The organism is Olsenella sp. AGMB03486 (assembly GCF_040884255.1).
GTDB classification, from domain to species: domain Bacteria; phylum Actinomycetota; class Coriobacteriia; order Coriobacteriales; family Atopobiaceae; genus Olsenella_L; species Olsenella_L kribbiana.
Map to the genome: position 1 here is coordinate 1 of NZ_JBEVTM010000003.1, position 17498 is coordinate 17498.

At 70.3% G+C, this 17498-nt stretch carries 15 protein-coding genes and 2 pseudogenes; 3 read left to right on the forward strand and 14 right to left on the reverse strand.

The genetic code is table 11. The features are described from left to right. Together ABVS03_RS01890 and ABVS03_RS01895 are read right to left on the reverse strand one after the other, a co-directional pair. Positions 1-182, reverse strand: a pseudogene (locus tag ABVS03_RS01890) (SAM-dependent DNA methyltransferase); the annotation flags it as partial. A 3-nt stretch (positions 183-185) separates the two neighbouring features. After that, complete coding sequence (locus tag ABVS03_RS01895) at positions 186-389, reverse strand: YlcI/YnfO family protein (protein ID WP_059055413.1); 204 nt, start codon at positions 387-389, stop codon at positions 186-188. Positions 390-673: 284 nt separating this feature from the next. Between ABVS03_RS01895 and ABVS03_RS01900 the strand changes: the two genes are divergently transcribed. From ABVS03_RS01900 to ABVS03_RS01910, 3 genes are read left to right on the forward strand one after another with little or no spacing between them, the layout of a single operon-like run. Then, positions 674-1099, forward strand: a complete 426-nt coding sequence (locus ABVS03_RS01900; protein WP_368017803.1) for a hypothetical protein — start codon at positions 674-676, stop codon at positions 1097-1099. Between the two features lie 5 nt (positions 1100-1104). After that, positions 1105-2343 carry a relaxase/mobilization nuclease domain-containing protein gene (locus tag ABVS03_RS01905; RefSeq protein WP_368017804.1) on the forward strand — a complete coding sequence of 413 codons (1239 nt, stop codon included), beginning with the start codon at positions 1105-1107 and terminating at the stop codon, positions 2341-2343. Beyond that, positions 2340-2885, forward strand: coding sequence for a hypothetical protein (locus tag ABVS03_RS01910; protein ID WP_059055406.1), 546 nt, complete (start codon positions 2340-2342; stop codon positions 2883-2885). Before ABVS03_RS01905 ends, ABVS03_RS01910 begins: the two co-directional genes overlap by 4 nt. A gap of 206 nt (positions 2886-3091) precedes the next feature. On the opposite strand, the gene ABVS03_RS01915 is transcribed toward ABVS03_RS01910, so the two are convergent. The 12 genes and pseudogenes from ABVS03_RS01915 to ABVS03_RS01970 form a co-directional block, all read right to left on the reverse strand. Then, positions 3092-4180, reverse strand: a complete 1089-nt coding sequence (locus tag ABVS03_RS01915) for an ArdC family protein (RefSeq protein ID WP_368017805.1) — start codon at positions 4178-4180, stop codon at positions 3092-3094. A gap of 57 nt (positions 4181-4237) precedes the next feature. Continuing rightward, complete coding sequence (locus ABVS03_RS01920) at positions 4238-4360, reverse strand: hypothetical protein (RefSeq protein ID WP_268233403.1); 123 nt, start codon at positions 4358-4360, stop codon at positions 4238-4240. Next, positions 4353-7775 (reverse strand): VaFE repeat-containing surface-anchored protein, encoded by a 3423-nt coding sequence (locus tag ABVS03_RS01925; RefSeq protein ID WP_368017806.1) that lies wholly within the window; start codon positions 7773-7775, stop codon positions 4353-4355. Before ABVS03_RS01925 ends, ABVS03_RS01920 begins: the two co-directional genes overlap by 8 nt. A gap of 8 nt (positions 7776-7783) precedes the next feature. Then, positions 7784-8308, reverse strand: coding sequence for a DNA gyrase (locus ABVS03_RS01930; protein ID WP_368017807.1), 525 nt, complete (start codon positions 8306-8308; stop codon positions 7784-7786). Positions 8309-8366: 58 nt separating this feature from the next. After that, positions 8367-9356 (reverse strand): conjugal transfer protein TrbL, encoded by a 990-nt coding sequence (locus tag ABVS03_RS01935; protein WP_368017808.1) that lies wholly within the window; start codon positions 9354-9356, stop codon positions 8367-8369. Positions 9357-9358: 2 nt separating this feature from the next. Continuing rightward, complete coding sequence (locus ABVS03_RS01940) at positions 9359-10120, reverse strand: hypothetical protein (protein ID WP_059055396.1); 762 nt, start codon at positions 10118-10120, stop codon at positions 9359-9361. A 17-nt stretch (positions 10121-10137) separates the two neighbouring features. Further along, positions 10138-11853: a glucosaminidase domain-containing protein gene (locus tag ABVS03_RS01945; RefSeq protein WP_368017809.1), complete on the reverse strand. Its 1716-nt coding sequence runs from the start codon at positions 11851-11853 to the stop codon at positions 10138-10140. Beyond that, entirely contained in the window at positions 11850-14282 is a 2433-nt protein-coding gene (locus ABVS03_RS01950) for a VirB4-like conjugal transfer ATPase, CD1110 family (protein ID WP_368017810.1), read from the reverse strand. Before ABVS03_RS01950 ends, ABVS03_RS01945 begins: the two co-directional genes overlap by 4 nt. Positions 14283-14319: 37 nt before the next feature. Then, positions 14320-14742: a PrgI family protein gene (locus ABVS03_RS01955; protein ID WP_059055392.1), complete on the reverse strand. Its 423-nt coding sequence runs from the start codon at positions 14740-14742 to the stop codon at positions 14320-14322. Between the two features lie 9 nt (positions 14743-14751). Continuing rightward, positions 14752-14967: a hypothetical protein gene (locus ABVS03_RS01960; protein ID WP_059055801.1), complete on the reverse strand. Its 216-nt coding sequence runs from the start codon at positions 14965-14967 to the stop codon at positions 14752-14754. Positions 14968-15052: 85 nt separating this feature from the next. Then, a pseudogene (locus ABVS03_RS01965) lies at positions 15053-16819 on the reverse strand (VirD4-like conjugal transfer protein, CD1115 family). After that, positions 16816-17430, reverse strand: a complete 615-nt coding sequence (locus tag ABVS03_RS01970) for a hypothetical protein (protein WP_368017811.1) — start codon at positions 17428-17430, stop codon at positions 16816-16818. Before ABVS03_RS01970 ends, ABVS03_RS01965 begins: the two are co-directional and overlap by 4 nt. Positions 17431-17498 lie beyond the last annotated feature (68 nt).

Consider the following 17498-nt stretch of genomic DNA (forward strand, 5'->3'; position numbering starts at 1 on the left):
AGTTTTCTTCTGAGCACCTCGGAGAGGAAGTTGCCGTCGCCACAGGCGGGCTCGAGGAACCGCGAGTCAATGCGCTCGGTCTCCTGCTTCACCATGTCGAGCATGGCGTTGACCTCGCGCTCGTTCGTGAACACCTCGCCGTGCTCCTGGACGCGCTCCCTTGACTTGACCTGTCCTGCCACCCTCTAGTCCCCCTCGGAGAGTTCGTTGATGATGCACGAGCGGATGAATGCCGAGAAGCTGACGCCCCTGAGGCGAGCGGTCTCCGCCGCTGCGTCCTTGAGGTTCCTCGGGACCCTTAGCGTTATCGGCGTAGGTTCGCCCTCGGAGAGATAGTCCATCACCTGAGTGGACGTGGCGCCGGAATCGACGAGCTCGGAGTACTTCATGGCTCACCCCTCGCAATTAGCGTGCAAAATGCAATAAATGTAACTACATTCTAGCAGTTTGCCCCTATCCGTAAACAAGCTTCTCCGGGGACAGCAAGTAGCCCATCCTGTACACCCACGGTGGCCAGGATGGACGCGGCGGACGGCGCGGACAGGCTGGCCGCGGAGGCAGCCCCGTTGGCGCAGACTGGCGTCTGTGCCCCGGGGGACGCCCCCGCGGGCAGAACCGTCCGACCGTCCTTTCGCTCTGCGGGGGATGCCCCGCGCCCCTGGGGGTGACCGACTTGAGCCGAGACGCCATGCCGAACCGCCTGAACGTCCGCGTGTCCGACGAGGAGCTCGAGGCCCTGCGCAGGGCCTCCGCCGAGCTCTCCTGCTCGAGGAGCCAGGTGGTGAGGCTCCTCATCCACTGCCTCGCGGACGGCGGGGCGCGCATGGGCGTCGGCACCGTCGCCTTCGACTACGAGACCTCGCACGGCATCGTGAGAAACCTGCGCTCCATAGGGACGCTCTACAACCAGTCCGTGGCCGCGCTGAACACCATCGCCAAGGTCGCCCGCGAGTCGCCGGACGAGGTGGCTGCCGAGGACGCGCTCGAGACGCTCAGGGTCGTGGACGCGGAGATGACCTACGTGGCGGACTCCATCGGGTGCCTCCGCGAGGACATGGCGAGGCTCTCCGACAGGCCCGCCGTCTTCCTCTGGAGCTGACGCGCATGCCGGCGATCAAGGCCATATCGGGGCACACGGGTCTCGCAGCCGCGAGGAGGTACCTCGAGCGGGACGGGAGGGCGCTCGCCAGAGACCTGCTGCACTTCTCGCGGATCGACGAGGCCGTGCGACAGTCGGGGCGCGGCGTGGACGACTTCGAATGGGACGTGGCCATGGACGAGACCAGGCGCGCAAACGGCAACGACGCCCCCTGGCGCGGCAGGCCGGCCAGGACCTACAAGCACTACGTCCTCTCGCCCGACCCGCGCGACGGCGTCTCGCTCGCGGACCTCAGAGGGCTCGCCGTGCGCTGGGCCGAGGAGAGCTTCCCGGACTTCCAGGTGGCCATCGTCTACCACGACGACAACGAGGGGCGCATCCCCCACGCGCATGTGATCGTGAACAACACGAACCTCGCCACGGGGAACAGGCTCCGCGACCCCGACCCCGGCCTCCTGAACGGGCGCCTCCAGGCGATCGCGCTGAACATGGGACTCTCGCACTTCGAGGGCAGGATCGACGCAGGGCACCCTGACACGCGCAAGCGCGCCTCGCGGGAGAACTACCAGAGGGTCCACGTGGGACGCGCGGAGGCGGAGCTCTCCTCCAGGGGAGCTTACTCCTGGGTCGCAGACATCCGGTCGAGGGTCGACGTCGCCATCGCCTCCTCCAGGACGGAGCGGGAGCTGCTCGGCAGACTCTCGCGCCTGGGCGTCGAGGCGAGCGTCCGCGGCGACGGCAGCGACTGGACCTTCTCCCTCGCAGACCAGCCCTCTAGGAGGGTGAGCGGAACGCGGCTCGGCACCGACTACCGCCGCACAGACGTGCTCACGAGGCTCGCCGCGCGACGCGGAGAGGCGCTCCTGCCGGACGGGTCCGTCGTGAGCGTTGAGGAAGCGGCGCGCCGCGCCATCGAGCTCAGGGACTTCTCCGAGCTCAGGGGACTCTCCTCCGCCGTCGCAGTGATCGAGGAGACGCGCGCACGCTCCGTAGAGGAGCTCGTCGCGGCGGCCGAGCGCTGCGACGAGCCCGGCGTGAGGGAGCGAATCGATGCCGCCGCCGCGCTGGCAAGGGAGTACGGCATGCTGCCGAAACGCAGGGAGGCTGCGAGGCGCACCGGGCACGCGCAGAGGAAGGACGCTCGCAGTGGCGTGCGCCAGAGCACCCAGAACGACGAGGGGCGCACCGGCCGGCAGCAGCCGGAGCTCGGGCAAGACCGCCGCATGGACGGGAGGCCGCGATGAGGGTAACGGTGTCATTCGTGGACGGGCGCCTGGAGGAGTTCGACTCCGACAGACTCACACGGCCGGACCCGCTTCCCGGGAGGAGCGTCCTCTCCGACCTCGTGCTCTCGCTGGGGGACGACGGCATCTGGCTCGAGCTCGACTACTACGACTCCCAGGGCGTCGCGGAGGGTGAGGCGCTCAGGAGGCGCCGCGGATGGCGGGCGCAGCTCGCGACGCCAAAGGAGCTCGGCTCTGTGTCCAGGGTGGACGTCGACGGCGCAGCGAGGTGGCTGAGGGCGGGAGGCGGGCTCGTTGACGTGTCGCGCCTCGATGACGTCCGCGCCATGCTCGATGACGGCCCGTCCGACCTCCCGGCGCTTTCCGCCTGGGCGTACCGTACGGGCCTCTCGATCCCGGAGGTGGCGGGCGACGACCCGCGAGATGCCACGGAAAGGGTCTGCGCTTGGATGGGCGTGCCTGCCGGGAGCCTCGAATTCTTGTCGCGCGTGCGTGCTACGGTCTCGCAAACGTCGGATCCCGGATTCGGAGGTGCGTCATGAGGCGGTTCTTCTCGGCCCTGGGCAGGATCACGCTCGCCGTTCTGAGGGGATTCCTGCGCGTCCTCATCTGGGCGCTGAGGCTGGCGCTGCGCGCCGTGTTCTGAGGGCATGCCCCTATTTGCCTGGCCTCGCCCCAGACGGTTGGTCCGGGGCGCTCCCAGATGGCCTCAGATGGCCTTACAGCAGCTCGTCTACCTGCTGGTTTACTACTTTGCCCTCATGTCCTCTGGTGTCATGTCCCACGCAGCGAGCCTTTCCGAAGCCTCCCTTGCGGATCCCGCCCTCTCTGCGAGCGGCGTCTCGTCCCTCGCGCGCGGCCGCAGCCGCTCGTCCCTCGTCCTCTCGTACCTGCCGATGACGAGGTCGGAGGCCCGCGAAGCCTCCGAGGCGGCGCGGGCGAGCGCGGATGGGTCGTCCCTGATCTCGTCCAGCCACGACCTGAGATACGCCGCGTGGTTCTGCGTCCAGGTCTGCACCGACCCTCCCCTCGCCACAGCCGACATGTCGAGCCCGGCGTCCGCGGCGGAGAAGGCGCTGCCAAGCTCCGCGACCAGCTCCTCGAACGCGTAGGACTCGTGGTCGGTCGGGAGCGGCCTGCCGAGCTCTCCCGCGGTCGAGTGGCACATTTCATGCATGAGCGTCCTGCAGAAGCCCTCGGCCGACTCGAACTGCCCGCGCAGCGGCATGGTGATTGCGTCCTCCGCGGGGGCGTAGAAGGCGTCGTCGCTCCTCGTCTCCCTCACGGGGCACCTCGACGACGCGACGAGGTCGTCGGCGACCCTCCAGGGCTGCGACCTCGGGTCCGACGCATGCGGCACAGGGAGTGGCGGGACGCCCTCAACCTGGCTCGCGTTGAAGACCCAGGCTCCTCTTCCCCTCAGGAACTTCTCTCCGCAGACGTCCCCCTCGGTGATCTTCCCCGTCGAGACGAGCTCGAGTGCCCTTTGGACCGTCACGACCGACTGCCTCCCCGCGCGCACGATGCGCACGTACCAGCTCCAGAACTCCACCGTTGCCTGCGCCCGCTCGCCGCGCCGCACGTGCCAGCCCGCCTCGCGCGCCTGGTTGTACGTGATCCACCTGGGATCATCGAATCCGCAGCGTGCGGACGCGGCGGCGAGGGAGAGCCTGTTGATGCCCCTGTATCGCGCGCCGGTCGCGGCGTTCCTCGCTGACCAGCACCTCTCCCATCCCGCGTACCACGAGAGGCCTTCCTCCTCCATCGCCCTAGCCAGCGACTCGACGAGCCTCGCCCGCCCCTCGGCGAGCGTGTCCTTGCCCTTCTCCCCGCGCATCTCTTCCTCCCTGTGGAAGACGGGGCGGCCCCTTCGGGACCGCCCACTGTGCCATGCCTATTCCTCTCCACACCCGTCGGCGAGCCCGGCCGCCCTGCATAGCGCGAGGGCAGCGACTGCCGTCGCCCCGTTGAGCACGCCGAGGACGAACCAGGCGAGGCCTCCCAACTGGCTACTCATCGTCCTCGCCTCCTCCCAGCGGGTCGGGTCCGCTCTCTGGTCCGCGCTCGATGCGCATCTCGGACTCGTCGTGGGCTTCGTGGCGTCTCAGCGCCCTCGCGCCCGCGAGGGAGAGCCCGGCGGCGGCGCAGAGCCCCGCGATGGGGGCAACCGGGATGCCAGCATCACCGGTCTTCGGCAGACCCTCGCCGCCCTTGCTCTCCTCCTCATTCGGGGTCTCGGGCGGGGCCTCGGTGATGGACACCGTCTGCCCCTCGTCCTCGAGGTCGGCGTGCGTGGCCACGGTTTTCCCCTCGTGCGTGATCGTCTCGAAGGCGACCACGTCGCGACCCGCGAGCGAGCTCCCGTCGAACTCGAACGTGACGTCCGTGCTGCCCGACGTCGCGTCGGCCGTGAAGGTGGCGCTCGCCGTGACGGGCGTGCCGTCGGCGTCCCTGACGGGTTCGCCGGTCTCGCCGTCGACCAGGGTGCCGTTCACCGTGTACTCGCGGCCCGCGACGAGCCCGAACCACTCGACCCTGTCGGTGATCCTCACCCGCTCCGAGGCCGTGGCCTCGTGGTCGCCGTCGTCGGCGTCGGTCGCCGTCGTGTGGATGCCGGGGAGGCTCACGGTCTGCCCCTCGTCGGAGAGGTCCGCGTGCACGGCGACCACCTTGCCGTCGCGCGAGAGCTCCTCCGTGCAGACGAGGCTCCCTCCCTCGAGGCCGGTGCCGTCCACGTCGAACGCAACCTCTGCGGTGCCGGTGGCCGACTCGGGCGCGATCTCCGCCTCCGCGGTCGCGAGCTCCTTGCCGGAGTCGCGGTCCACGAGCCTGCCCGTCAGCCTGTAGGTGGCGCCGGGAACGAGGTTCGAGTACGCCACGGTGTCCGTGACCTTCTGCCCCGGTGCCGCGTCGATGACCTTGTCGCCGTCGGAGGCGTCGCAGGCGGTCGTGCGGATGCCCGGGAACGTGACCGTCTGGCCCTGGTCCGAGAGGTCCGCGTGCGCCGCGTACTCCCTTCCCCCGAGCGAGAGCGTCTCGAACGCGACCACCGTGCGCCCCGCCAGGGCGGACCCGTCGAAGCTGAAGGTGACCTCGGCAGTGCCGGACCCGGACTCCGGCGTGAGCCTGGTGGTTGAGGTCACGGCCCTGCCGTCCGCCCCTGTCACGGCCTCGCCGGTCTCTCGGTCCATGAGCGTGCCGGTCAGCTCGTACTCCCTGCCTGGGACGAGGTTCTCGTAGGCGACCTCGTCGGTGATGGTGACGTCGCCGTCCGCGGCGGCCTCGTGGGATCCGTCCTCCGCGTCCGTCGCCGTGGTTCCGATGCGGGGGAAGAGCACGGTCTGGCCCCCGTCGTCGACGTCGGCGTGCGCGGCCACCGTGGTCCCGCCCTGGGACAGCTCCTCGAAGGCCACGACGGAGCGGCCCGCGAGCCCCGAGGCGTCGAGCTCGAACGTGACCTTCGCCTTCCCGCTCGAGAGCTTGGGGACGAGCTTCGTCTTCGCGGTGACGGGACTCCCGTCCCCATCCGTTACCGCCTCGCCGGTCCCGCGGTCCACGAGGGTGCCTGTCAGCTCGTACTCCTGGCCCGGGACGAGGTTCTCGTAGGCGACCTCGTCGGTGAGGGTGACCTTCCCGGCCGCCTCGGCGAGGTGCTCTCCGCCCTCGCCGGTGAGCGTGGTGGCGATGCGCGGGCCCTCGTCATCGTCCATGGTGCCCAGGTCTACGGTCGTGGCGTCGCGCGATACCGTGACGGTCATGCTGACGAGCCTGAGGCCCTCGTTGGCGGAGCAGCGGAGCTCCTCCACCGTGTAGGTGTCGTAGGGCAGCGCCCCCTTCGAGTCGTCGGGGGCCGTGTCCTTGCCCGTGGCGCCGCTGAACCATACGCCCGCCGAGGCGTCCCAGGAGCCCTCCGCCGCCGAGTCGTTGGCGTTGGTGCGGCTAGTATGGGCGTTCCAGGAGGCCGCGGTGCCAGCCTGGCCGTTCTCGTCGGTGACGATCACGTGAGACTCGCCCGTGGTGGCAGAGGTGATCCGGAACGGGACCCCCGAGAGGCGCCGCATGCTCCCGGACTCCGCCTTCACGAGCTCGAGGTCGCCCCGGCGTACCTGCTCGGATACGGTCGGCGCGGCGTAGGTCGAGACGCGCTCGGAGGTGCCCTCGGCGGTCACGTGCGTCACGAAGGTCCCGACCGAGGCCTTGTAGCCCTCTGGTGCCCTGGTCTCCCGTATGGCGACGGTGCCCAGGGGGACGACGGCGTTCCCGGACGCGTCGCGGTAGAGCTCGTCGCCCGTGGCGGACGAGAGGTCCGCGGTGCCGTCCTCGCCCGTGGTCACGGTCCAGGTGCGCGTTCCGTCCTCGGGGAGGTCTCCCTCGTCGTACTGACCCGCGTAGAAGCGGACCTCGAACTCCGCGCCCGCGAGGCTGGCGGCGCCGAGAGGGGAGGCCTCGCCCGTCTCGGCGTCGGCCTTGGCGAGCACGAGACCGAGGGGGTTCGTCTGCGGCGCGTCCGTCGCCGTGGCCTTCGTCGTCCTGCCCGCCTCCACGGAGAGCGCGATCACGTCCTGCGAGAGCGCGTACCCGCTCGCCGGGGTGGTCTCCCTCGCCCAGTAGCTCCCGGCGCGCAGGCCCTCGACCGAGCCTCGGCCGTCGGCGTCCGTGGTGATCGTCGCGACTGCCTGCGTGCACGCCTCGTCCGAATAGACGGTGTACACGGCTCCGGCGAGCGAGTAGCTGCCGTTGCCGTCGGTCACCTCGTGGTTCGACGAGGACTTCACAAGCTCCACGCCGCCGGTGGGGACCGACGTGAGCAGCATCCGCTGCCTGTCCGTGGTCGCGAACCATACCGTGCCGCACCGCAGGCTCGCCCCGCCCGACGCCTCGTAGGCCTCCGCCTCGCGGCAGAGGGCGACGCCGAGCTCGTACAGGTCGAGCTTCTCGGCGGAAAGCCCCTGCTTGCCTAGGTCGTAGCCCCGGTGGTACCAGATGGCCATCTGGGTGACGGCGCGCGCCTCGCCGGCCGAGAGCGCCCTGCCCCCGATGGTGGTCTGGTTCGGGTATCCGTTGGCGACGATGTAGCCGAGGACGGTGTCGGCATCGCCCTCGCACGTGTATGTGACCTTCCCAAGCCCGGGGCCCTCGAGCTCCCCGTCCATGCAGTAGGCCACGCCGGATGCCGACGCGTCATCGGTTCGCTGGTAGGCTCCGAACGTCTTCGCACTGAACGGTCCCACGTCGCCCGACGTGTCGTTGTAGAAGTAGGCCGTGTCGCCCGTCGCCGCGTGCGCGACCGTGGGCGCGAGCGCCCCCAGCAGCTGGCCCAGCACGAGCGCGACCGAGAGCGCCAGGGCCTGCATGCGCCTCGCCCCTCCGTCGCGTCTCCACGCCTTCAGGGCGCGACGGGCCGACCGGGCCCTCACCTTCATGGTTTTCATCTCTTCTCCTATCTTTCCTGTGGGTTGGTGGCGCCTGGTCTCCCGATCGCCTCGGAGGCGGCCCGCGCGCCCTGCGCCCGCTCAGAGAGCCCATCCGTGCCGTCGTCCCGGGCCTCCGTTCGGTCGCGCCCGTTCTGCTCGTACCACCTGCGCCGCGACTCGACGAGCGCCAGCCTGAGCCTCGCGGGGTCGACCTCCGCGAATTCCCTCTGGCTGCCGCCCTCTCCGTCCGGCATCGGGCTGCCGTCCGCGTCGAGGACGTCCCGGCTGAGCCTCACGACCCTTCCGGCGGGCAGCGGCACGTCCCTCCAGTGCCCGTCGTGGTACTTGGAGTGGTTCGGCTCGACGTACCTCGGGTGGAACTGCCAGCCGCCGTAGTCGGTGCCGTCGACCACGGTCCCGCTGGGGAGGGTCACGGTGTTGAGGACCCTCTCCTCGCCCGTCTCGCGGTCTGCGTACTCCGCCCTCCGCACGAACCTCTCGTGGAACGAGAGCCAGACGCGCCCCCTTCGCTTGCCTTCCGGACCTTCCATGTCCTTCCTCCTGTTCTCCTGCCTCCGGGGCCTGCCCCGGCCGATTGGCTCTGCTCGGCTACCCGCCCAGGACGTCCCTGGCCCAGGAGCCGCTCTTCGTGAGCGAGAGGATCAGCAGCACGCACATCGCGAGGTACTGGAGCGCGTAGCTGAGGCCCCCGACCACGGTGTCGACGGCGGCGCCCGCGCCGGCGCTCGCCGCGTTGAGCCCTCCCAGCACGACCGGGAAGGCGATGAGGGTGACGGTGATGATGAGGCCGGCGAGGCACACGGAGGCGAAGCTCCTGAGGTACGCGACGCCCGCCTGGCGCGTGTCCTCGAGCCCCAGCAGAGAAAGAGGGATCGGGCTGAGGGCAGCCATGAGGTAGAGCTGGATGGCGCGGGCCCACGAGACGACGAGCGCCACCACGTAGGCGACGATGACCACGACCCAGCTCACGAGCGCGACGACGATCATCGCGACCAGGGCGGGGACGCTGTCCTCGGTGGTGACGATCGAGACCTTTGCGAGGTCCATCGCGCCGCCGGACCCGAATGCCGAGGTCGTCCTCGTTATCGCTAGCCGCGCCACCTCGTAGACCGCGCGCATGAGCTCGAAGGAGTTCTGCACCAGGAAGAGGCAGACGGCGAAGAACACGAGCAGGAAGACGACCTCCCGCACGGCCGGCATCGAGGCGTTGCCGTCCATGCGCTGGGAGAGGTGGATGAGCTGGACCGTGAAGACCATGCTCAGGACCCCGCAGCCGATGGGCAGGACCGCCGTCTTCCACACGCCGCGGGCGATGTCGAAGAGGGTCACCTCGCCCGCCGTCCCCAGCATCCTGTCGAAGGGCTTCGAGAGGACGCCGTCGACGCCTATAGAGGCCAGCACCTTGGCCTGGGCGTCGAAGATCCAGTTGCAGGTGTCCCGGAGGACCCCGCACATCCACGAGTTGATGTCGTCGCCGATGGACGCCCACGCGGGACGCGGCACGAGGAGGGCGATGCCGACGGCGAGCGCCGCCGCCATGGCGAGGCGGAACGCGCGCCTTGTCGTGGTCCCGTCCATGGCTAGCCCGTCACCGAGAAGGCGCCGTCGGCCCACGTGACCGAGAGGATCGTCCTCCCCGGGTCGTCGCAGGTGAAGGTGGCCGTGACCGAGCCCGTCCTCGTGTCGAGGTACACCTCTCCGTCGAACGCGGCCTCCGAGGCGCCGGGGACGTGCTCGGACGCCCAGAGGGAGACGGCGAGGTCGAGCGCGTCCTCGCTGCCGCCCACGAGCGAGAGGTAGGCGTCGTCCACGTCCGTCACCCTCACCTCGCCGTCCCTGGGGGCAGGCACCCAGTCGAAGGCGGTCTGGAGCTGCTCGCAGGTGAGCCTCTCGTCGTCCCCCTCGCCCTCGATGGTGACGGTGGCCTGCACAACGGTCCCGTCGGCGCGGGTGACCGCGAGCCCGCAGCTGCCATCGCCGTCGGATGTGACAACGTAGGAGGACGTGTACGTGTCGGTGCCGTCCGTCTCGACGAGCCTGCCGCCCGACGCGGTCATCCTGAGCGACGCGTCCTCGGCGCCCATCCACTCGCGCGACTCGAGCTCGGCGGCGCAGGACGTCGCCTCCTCGGCGGCAGCGCCCGCTCCTCCCTCCTCGGCGTCCCCGGAGGATCCCGTCCCGGGGACCACCTCGACCCATGCCGTGGACCCCCCGGCATCCCGCGGGTCCGAGCCGGCCGTCGGCTCGCTGGTTCCCGCGCAGGACCGCGCGGCCCCGGCCCCCAGCGCGACCGCGACGGCGCCCGCCGCCACCGCTGCTACTGCCCTGTGCCTCTTCTCCATCCTTCTTTCCCTCTCTGCTAGAACCTGACCGCGCACGTGAAGCGTCCGATGCCGGTTCCCACGCGCACGTGGTCCCCAGGCTGCGGCGCGTGTATGTAGGAGTCGCCCCCGACGTAGATGGCGACGTGGCCCGGCTTCCAGAGGATGTCGCCCGGCTCCGCCTGCGAGAGCGGGACCCTCGTCCCCGCCCTCATCTGCGCCTCGCTCTGGTGTGGTATCCGGATCCCCGCCTGCGCGTAGCACCACTGCGTGAGCCCGGAGCAGTCGAGCGCCTTGTAGGGCGTCGACCCTCCCCAGACGTAGGGCGTGCCGAGCTGCGACTGCGCCGCGGCGACGATGGTCGCCCCCTTGCCCGAGGCCGCGCCCGCGGGCCCGGCCTCCCTGAGCTCGTCGGCGCTCATCGAGTCGAACCGCCGGAGGCCGTAGGCGTCCATGGCCGCCTTGAGCGAGTCCACGTAGGAGGAGGACGTCGCGTAGCCGGCGTCCTTGAGGCCCTCCGCCATGAGGTCCGAGTCGCGTCCCTCGATCGCCCGGCGGATCTTCTCGTTGCCCGCGTACCTCTCCGACTGCAGCAGCACGCGAGAGCGGAAGCGTATGCAGTCCTCGCAGGACCTGAACCTCGTGAAGGCGTCCATGACGGTTACCGGGGTACCGCCGTACTCCTCCCGCGTCTGCCATGACTCCTTGCCCGCGACCTCGGGGCAGGAGGCGAAGCTCGAAGCCCACTTGATGCCGAATAGGTTGTTGTCCCTCGTCGCGAGCCCCGAGAGGTGGTCGCCTGCGCCCGACTCGACGATGATCTGGGCGAGCGTGCAGCCCGCCGGGTGCCCGTACTCCTCCTGACACTCGAGGGCCGTGAGGACCATCGAGTAGGTGACGTAGGGAGGGAGCCCTTCCACCGAGGCCCGCCTCGAGGCCTCGTTGTCCCAGAACCCGAAGAGCGAACCTATCGCCTGCGAGAGCGTCGCCGCCACAAGCACCGCGACGACCGCTCCGGCGAGGATGCCGGCTACGGGGACGGCGGCGGGCGCGCCCGCCGCGTACGCAGCCGCCCTGTCGGCGGGGGCCGGTGTCGTGCCTGCTGCCGTGCCCTGTGCGGCCATGCGCGTGGGCGCATCGCCTCTCGCACGTCCTCCGCGTCGCGCCGCACGGCGCGCCCTTGGAGATCCGGGTCGGGACGCGGCCCTCCCGTCGAGCGCGGAGAGCCTGGACCGCGCGCCGTGGCGTCGGGGTGCCTCTGACGCCGAGGCGACCGTCCGAGGCGCTGCCTCGCCCTCTTTGGTTTCGCGGGCGCACTGCACCGTCGTCGCTGCCATCTGCGGGTCGGCACCCTCCACCGGGTCCGAGGGCGCCGGAGGCCGTCCCTGGCACCCCTCGCCGCCCTCGGCTGCCCGAACGCCCCACCTGCCCGTCGCGAGCGACGTGCGCCGGGCCCTCGCGAGCATCGGTCGTGATGCCATGGAGGCAGGACGCGAGAGCGCGTCCGTCCCAAGCTCCTCGTCGGACTCGCCGAACGCGTCGCGCGACGCCGTGCCGGACGCGCGGCGCAGCCTGGCTGCCCGTCCCATCGCTGCCGCCCGGCGGCCCTTGAGCTCCGACAGGGCGGCGTCGCCCTCGTCGTGCGCGATGCCGGCGCTCACGGCGTCCGTGCGCCCCTCGAACGCGACCGAGGAGGCGTCCGCCACCTCGCGCGCTACGGCGCCGCCGCCCGCCTTTCCCTGTCGGGCGCTCACCTCTCCGCCTTCCGAGTCGTCGCCTTCCTGCGGCGCCGCTTCGGCGCCTGCTCGCTCGGCTTCGTGTTGAAGAGGTCGTAGAGCGCGCCCCTGGGGAAGTCGTCCTTGATGGGGACGCGCGCGCCGCCGGCGACGAGGAGCCCCTCGCCCGGCTTGATCGACTCGTCGATGTAGCGCGACTCCTGCTCGGAGAGCCCAAGGAGGTCGACCCACGCCCTGCGGTCCACAGGCGACTGCTTGTGGAGGAGGATGAAGTCCGAGTTGAGGACCATGTTCCTGGCCTCCTCGTGCTCCAGCATGTAGACCGAGTTCTGCGTGATGCCCGTGGCGACGAGGCCGAACTTGCGCCCCTCGGCCCAGAACCGCGAGAAGTACGAGACGATGGCAGGGTGCTCGAAGAGCGACTGGACCTCGTCGATGTAGAGCCACGTGGTGACGCCCCGCTCGTAGTTCGAGTACATGCGGTTCCGCACGGACTCGAGCGCCGTGAGCATGCCGAAGGTCCTGAGGTTAGAGGTGAGGTCCCTGAGGTCGATGTCGACGATCCGGTTCGAGAGGTCGACGTCAGACTCGTGGCTGAAGAACGACTGCGCTCCCACGGCGTAGCGCTCGTAGCGAAGAGCGATGTCCCGCGCCTCGCGCTCCTCCTGCGCGAGCAGCTTCTCGTAGAGGTCTCCGAGCGTGGGGGTCCCGCCGTCCCCGGAGCGGCCCTCGTAGCACGCCTCGACGCAGCGAGCGATGATGGACTTGTCCGCCTCGGGGAGCCCCTGGCTCCCCTCGGACATGGTCGCGGCCGAGAGCGCGAGGAAGGCGTCGATCTTGAACGCCCGCTGGGCGCTCGGGCTGAGGTCCGCCACGTCGGTGAGGTCGAAGGGGTTGAGGTGCGAGTCGGAGTCCGGCCCGAGCCTTATGGTGGTCCCGCCGCACGGCTCCGTCACAGCGGAGTACTCCCCGGCGGGGTCGAAGATGATCACCTGGTCGGTGGGATACGCGAGGATCGTGTTGAGGATCTCGCGCTTCGTCGAGAAGGGCTTGCCGCTGCCGGGCTTGCCGGCGACGAACCCCATGGGGCTCGCGAGGCTGCGCCTGTTGCAGATCACCAGGTTCGAGCTCTCCTTGTTCTGTCCGTAGTAGCCGCCGCCCTCCTGGTTGAGCTCCTGCGTGGCGAAGGGCATCTGGATCGCCACCTCCGCGGTGGTCATCATCCTGCCGACCTCCACGCGGTTGGCGCCGAGAGGGAGCACCGAGTTGAGCCCCTCCCTCTGCCGGTAGTCGAGCGTCCCGACGTCGATCGAGTTCGACCGCGCCGTGCGCATTATCTGCTCGACCTGGTTGCGCAGCGCGTCGCGGGTGTCCGCGTAGGTGTACACGAGCCCCGTGTATCGGAAGAGCCGCTGGTTCTTGTTCTGGAGGTGGTCGAGGAGGTCCTCTGCCTCGGCCTTCGAGTACTTGAGCTCCGAGGGCAGGATGTCGAAGTCGTAGCCGCGCTTCACGGCGGTCATCTGCTCGTCGATGATCTCCTTGTCCATCCACGCCAGCCGCTTCTTCACGAAGGCAATCGCGCGCGACTTGTCCATGCCCCTCACGTGCAGGCTCACCGCGAGCGGGATGGGCAGGTCCACGATCTCGGCCACGCACCGGTCCGAGAGCTCAGAGCCGAACGAGCGGAACGCGAGCGTCTGGCACCACTTGCCGTCGATCCTGAGGCACGTCGCGGAGCCCTCGGGCTTCGCCTCGATGCAGTTGGGGCACGCGAGGTCCTTCGCGCGCAGCCCTGAGGTCGCCCCGAGGGCCTCCCACCCAGCGGCGGGAGGGTTGCCAGGGCGCAGCAGCTCCGCTATCGCGCGCAGGCGAGCCGGGCCGTCGAGCGGCATGGCGTCGCAGCGTATCCTCTGGAGCGACTGCGTCACATCACCGCGGATGCGCGCGAGCCTGGGCACGGCCGACTCCACGTCCCTCGCCCCCACGGAGAACGTGATGTAGCGGGAGCGCACGAGGTTGGAGACCCCCTCGCGCATCTTGTCGTTGAGGATGCGGTTGTACTCCTCGGCGAGCGCGGCGGTCCTGCCGCTCTCCGCGAAGAACGAGCGGTGCCCAATCTCCTCGGCGGGGATGGGCGTGTTCACGACCGAGAGCTGGAGCGCCACGTCCTCGCCGATGGAGTCGAAGAGCTGGCACCACGCCGAGAAGACGGACTCCTTCGCCTCCCTGCGGGCGCTCTGGTAGCTGATATCGGAGAACTCGAGGGTCTGCGAGAAGAGGCCGGGGTCCACCTCGCAGATGCCGTCCGCCCACAGCGAGTCGAAGCCGACCGCGCCGTACACGTCACGCGCCGCGCGCAGCGACCTCCTGCGAGCGGCTGCCCTCTCGCTCGCCTCGCGGTCGTGCTCCCTGAGGTCGCGCTCGGCTGAGCCCCCGCCGGATATCATCAGTGAGAGCCTCTCCCAGGGGCCCGCCTTGGGGCCGCTACCGCCCTGCTTCCCTGCTCGGCTCACGGAGCTCCGCCCCCTTCCTCCTAGAGTTCCTCCTGTGCCTCCTGGTCGTCCTCTGCGCCATCGGCTCCGGCGGCGCCGCGAGCAGGCACGACGTCCCGTACGCGAGCACCCCGTCCCAGGTTGCGTGCTCCCAGAGCATGGGGGCAAACTCCTCCGCCCTCATCCCGTGCGGCCGCCAGAAGCCCAGCAGCCAGAACGGCAGGGACGCGCACATGACCGGCAGGCTCGCGTCGGCGGGCTCCACGCCGAGCGCCGCATAGAGCGCGGAGGCCGTCGCCACCGAGGCGGCGAGGCCGCCCGCGACGCACAGCAGCGTCCTCAGGCTGAGCTTGCCTACGACCTTCTCCTGGTACTCGCCTATGTCCTTGTGGACCGCAACCGAGAGCGACGCCATGGCAGCCCCCTAGGCCGGGAGCCAGGACGTGTCGAGCATCCCGAAGTAGACCGAGGCGGCGATGATGATCGCCCCGCCCGCGATGGTCGATATGGCGCTCGCGATCTGCGCGCCGCCCTGCTGCTCGCGTATCGCGAGGCCCAGGCTCACGGCGCCCCACACGACGAGGAACCCGCCGAGGAACGAGACGCAGCCCGAGACGAGCTTGATGATTTGGTTGAGCAACTTGCCCTCCGAAGCGTAGGGGTCCATGGTGGCGGCGTTGTCTCGGCCCGGCGCCGCCGCCGACTCGCCGGGCCGCCCGGTCATTTCATCGCGACCACCCCCCGCGCCACGCAGGGTGCCTCCTGGGGTCGTACTTCCTGTCCATCACCGGGTCCGCGCCGGCGATGAGCACGATGGCCTTGCGCCTGTCGAGCCGCGCGAGCTCGGAGGGCTGTATGAGGTCTCGCTCCGCGGCCTGCCTGCTCTACGTGGAGCTGCTCGAGGAGCCCCTGCTCTCGCTCGCGCCGATGACCGAGACGGTCTGCTTGCCGACCTTCTCGGAGATCCCCCTGTTCGTCTCGTTGGAGTTGCCGCCCAGGAAGAGGGTCGTGTCGCAGCAGTCCACGATCGTCTGCGCAGACTCCCCGTAGCGGGCCTTCAGCTGCGAGAGCGACTGGAGGATGACCGAGACGCCGATGTTCCTAGAGCGGACGACGGCGATGGTGCGCTCGAAGTCCGGGAGCCTCCCGATGTTCGCGAACTCGTCGAGCACGAGGTGGACCGGGGTCGGGAGCGACCCGCCGTGCACCCTGAGCGCCCGCTCGCAGAGCAGGTTCGTCGCCTGCCAGACGAGGAGCGCCAGGAGGAACGAGAACGTCCCGTTCGTGTCCGACGTCGTGGCGAAGATGGCGACCCTGCGGCCAGGCTCGCCCATGAGGTCGATCCCGAGGTCGTCGCCCGAGAGGACGCGCCGGATCTCCTCGCCGCCGAGCGGGGCGAGGCGCGCGTTGCAGCTGATGATTATCGACTTGAGCGTCCTGCCGGCGGCGACCCTGAAGGCCCGGTAGCGGCCGAGCGCGAAGTCGTCCTCCGGCGCGAGCGGTTCCGCGACCCTGACCCACGCCACGCGGGTGCCGCCCGTAAACGAGCGCGCGCCCTCCTGGCGGGGACCCTCCTCCCCGGCGACGCACCGCTTTCCGGTCTCGAGCTCGTCGAAGAGCACGTCGAGCGGGCTCTTGTAGCCCTCGTCCCCCTCGCTCGCCGACGCAAGCGAGAGGAGCGTCATGAGCCCCGGAAGGTTCCTGTCCGCCTCCGGGCAGTGCCATACGAGGTAGGCGACGAGAGCGCTGTACAGGAGCCTCTCGGCGTTCTCCCAGAACGGGTCCGCCGAGGACGCGCCCTCCCTCGTGGTGTTTGCGATGATGCAGTCGACGACCTCGAGCACGTCCTGCTGCGTCCGCACGTAGGCGAGCGGGTTGTAGCGGGCGGAGCGGCCGAAGTCCACGGTGTCGATCCTCGCGACCTCGTAGCCGGCGGCGCGCAGCGCCGGGCCCAGCTCTGCCTCGAGCGTCCCCTTGGGGTCCGTCACCAGGAGGCTCGCGTTCATCTGGAGGACGTTGGGGATCACGTAGGAGCGGGTCTTGCCGGACCCGGACCCGCCGATCACCAGGACGTTCCGGTTGCGCTCGAACCTGGGGTCGTGGTCTGCCCTCGACATTGCGAGGGACACGCGACGCGTCAGGATGATGTTGTTCGCGGGGTCCCTGCGGTCCGCGAAGGCCCTTGCCTCCCTGGGGCTCGCCCACCTCGCGCTGCCATGCTCCTCGCCGCTCCTGTGCTCCCCAGCGAGCGAGAGCCTCCTCGCCCAGCAGAGCCACACGCCCGCGGCGCAGGCGAGCCCTACGGCGAGCGGCAGCGGCTCCGCGCTCGGCGCCGCGTTCCCGGCGAGCACGCTCGCAAGCGCCTCCCGCGCCGCCAGCCCTGGGTCGGTGGGCGCGCCCGCGGGGGCTGCCGCCGTGGCGACGTCGCCGATCGCGAACGCGGCCGCCGAGAGCCCTGCCGCGACCACGGCGCCAGCGCCGCGCGCCCTCACTTCGACCTCGTCTCAGCGCGGTTCTGCTCCGGCGCGCGGCCGCGCTCCGCGTCGTGCGACTGGACATCGGATGCCCTTCTCGCGCGCTCCGCCCTGTCCTTGAGGGGCTCCCTGTCGCGGTCCGCGGCGCGGGACCTGTCGTCCCGCACCTGCTCCTGGCGCATCCGCTCCGCCGCCCTGCTCGCCGCTTCCTTTGTGTCGGAGACGAGCTGGTCGAAGGCGGACGCCACCGCCGGGGCGTCCGCCGTCTTGAAGACGAGCCAGGGCGTGCCGCCGTCCTCCGTCATCCCGTGCCATATGTCGTTGGCGGCGAGCTTGGCGTCCACCGCCGAGATTATCCTCTGGCCGTCCTCGAGCGCGGCGAACTCGGACATGTCGAGACGGGCGAACCTCGCGTCGGTCCGTGCCGCCTGCGGGGCTCCGCCCGATGGCCCGGGCTTCGCGCCTATGGCGTCCCTGGCGTTCTCCAGAGCGGCCTCGAGGCGCCCTATCGCGTCCTCGACGGCGCGCTGCCCCGCAGCCCCGCCGCCGCGGCGGTACCCCTCCATGCCGAGTCGGAGCGCCCAGTCGAATATCTGCCGGCCGGCGTCGTCGCCGAAGTCGTCTGCCATGTCCCCTCCATGGCGGGCGGCTCGTGGACGGGCCGGCTCGCGCGGCCTGTCTCTCTCGTCGTATGCTG

Coding starts and splice junctions, on each gene's coding strand:
- ABVS03_RS01940 (WP_059055396.1), bottom strand. CDS start 10,120: ATGGAGAAGAGGCACAGGGCAGTAGCAGCGGTGGCGGCGGGCGCCGTC.
- ABVS03_RS01925 (WP_368017806.1), bottom strand. CDS start 7,775: ATGAAAACCATGAAGGTGAGGGCCCGGTCGGCCCGTCGCGCCCTGAAG.
- ABVS03_RS01935 (WP_368017808.1), bottom strand. CDS start 9,356: ATGGACGGGACCACGACAAGGCGCGCGTTCCGCCTCGCCATGGCGGCG.
- ABVS03_RS01950 (WP_368017810.1), bottom strand. CDS start 14,282: ATGATATCCGGCGGGGGCTCAGCCGAGCGCGACCTCAGGGAGCACGAC.
- ABVS03_RS01895 (WP_059055413.1), bottom strand. CDS start 389: ATGAAGTACTCCGAGCTCGTCGATTCCGGCGCCACGTCCACTCAGGTG.
- ABVS03_RS01905 (WP_368017804.1), top strand. CDS start 1,105: ATGCCGGCGATCAAGGCCATATCGGGGCACACGGGTCTCGCAGCCGCG.
- ABVS03_RS01915 (WP_368017805.1), bottom strand. CDS start 4,180: ATGCGCGGGGAGAAGGGCAAGGACACGCTCGCCGAGGGGCGGGCGAGG.
- ABVS03_RS01955 (WP_059055392.1), bottom strand. CDS start 14,742: ATGGCGTCGCTCTCGGTTGCGGTCCACAAGGACATAGGCGAGTACCAG.
- ABVS03_RS01970 (WP_368017811.1), bottom strand. CDS start 17,430: ATGGCAGACGACTTCGGCGACGACGCCGGCCGGCAGATATTCGACTGG.
- ABVS03_RS01910 (WP_059055406.1), top strand. CDS start 2,340: ATGAGGGTAACGGTGTCATTCGTGGACGGGCGCCTGGAGGAGTTCGAC.
- ABVS03_RS01930 (WP_368017807.1), bottom strand. CDS start 8,308: ATGGAAGGTCCGGAAGGCAAGCGAAGGGGGCGCGTCTGGCTCTCGTTC.
- ABVS03_RS01920 (WP_268233403.1), bottom strand. CDS start 4,360: ATGAGTAGCCAGTTGGGAGGCCTCGCCTGGTTCGTCCTCGGCGTGCTC.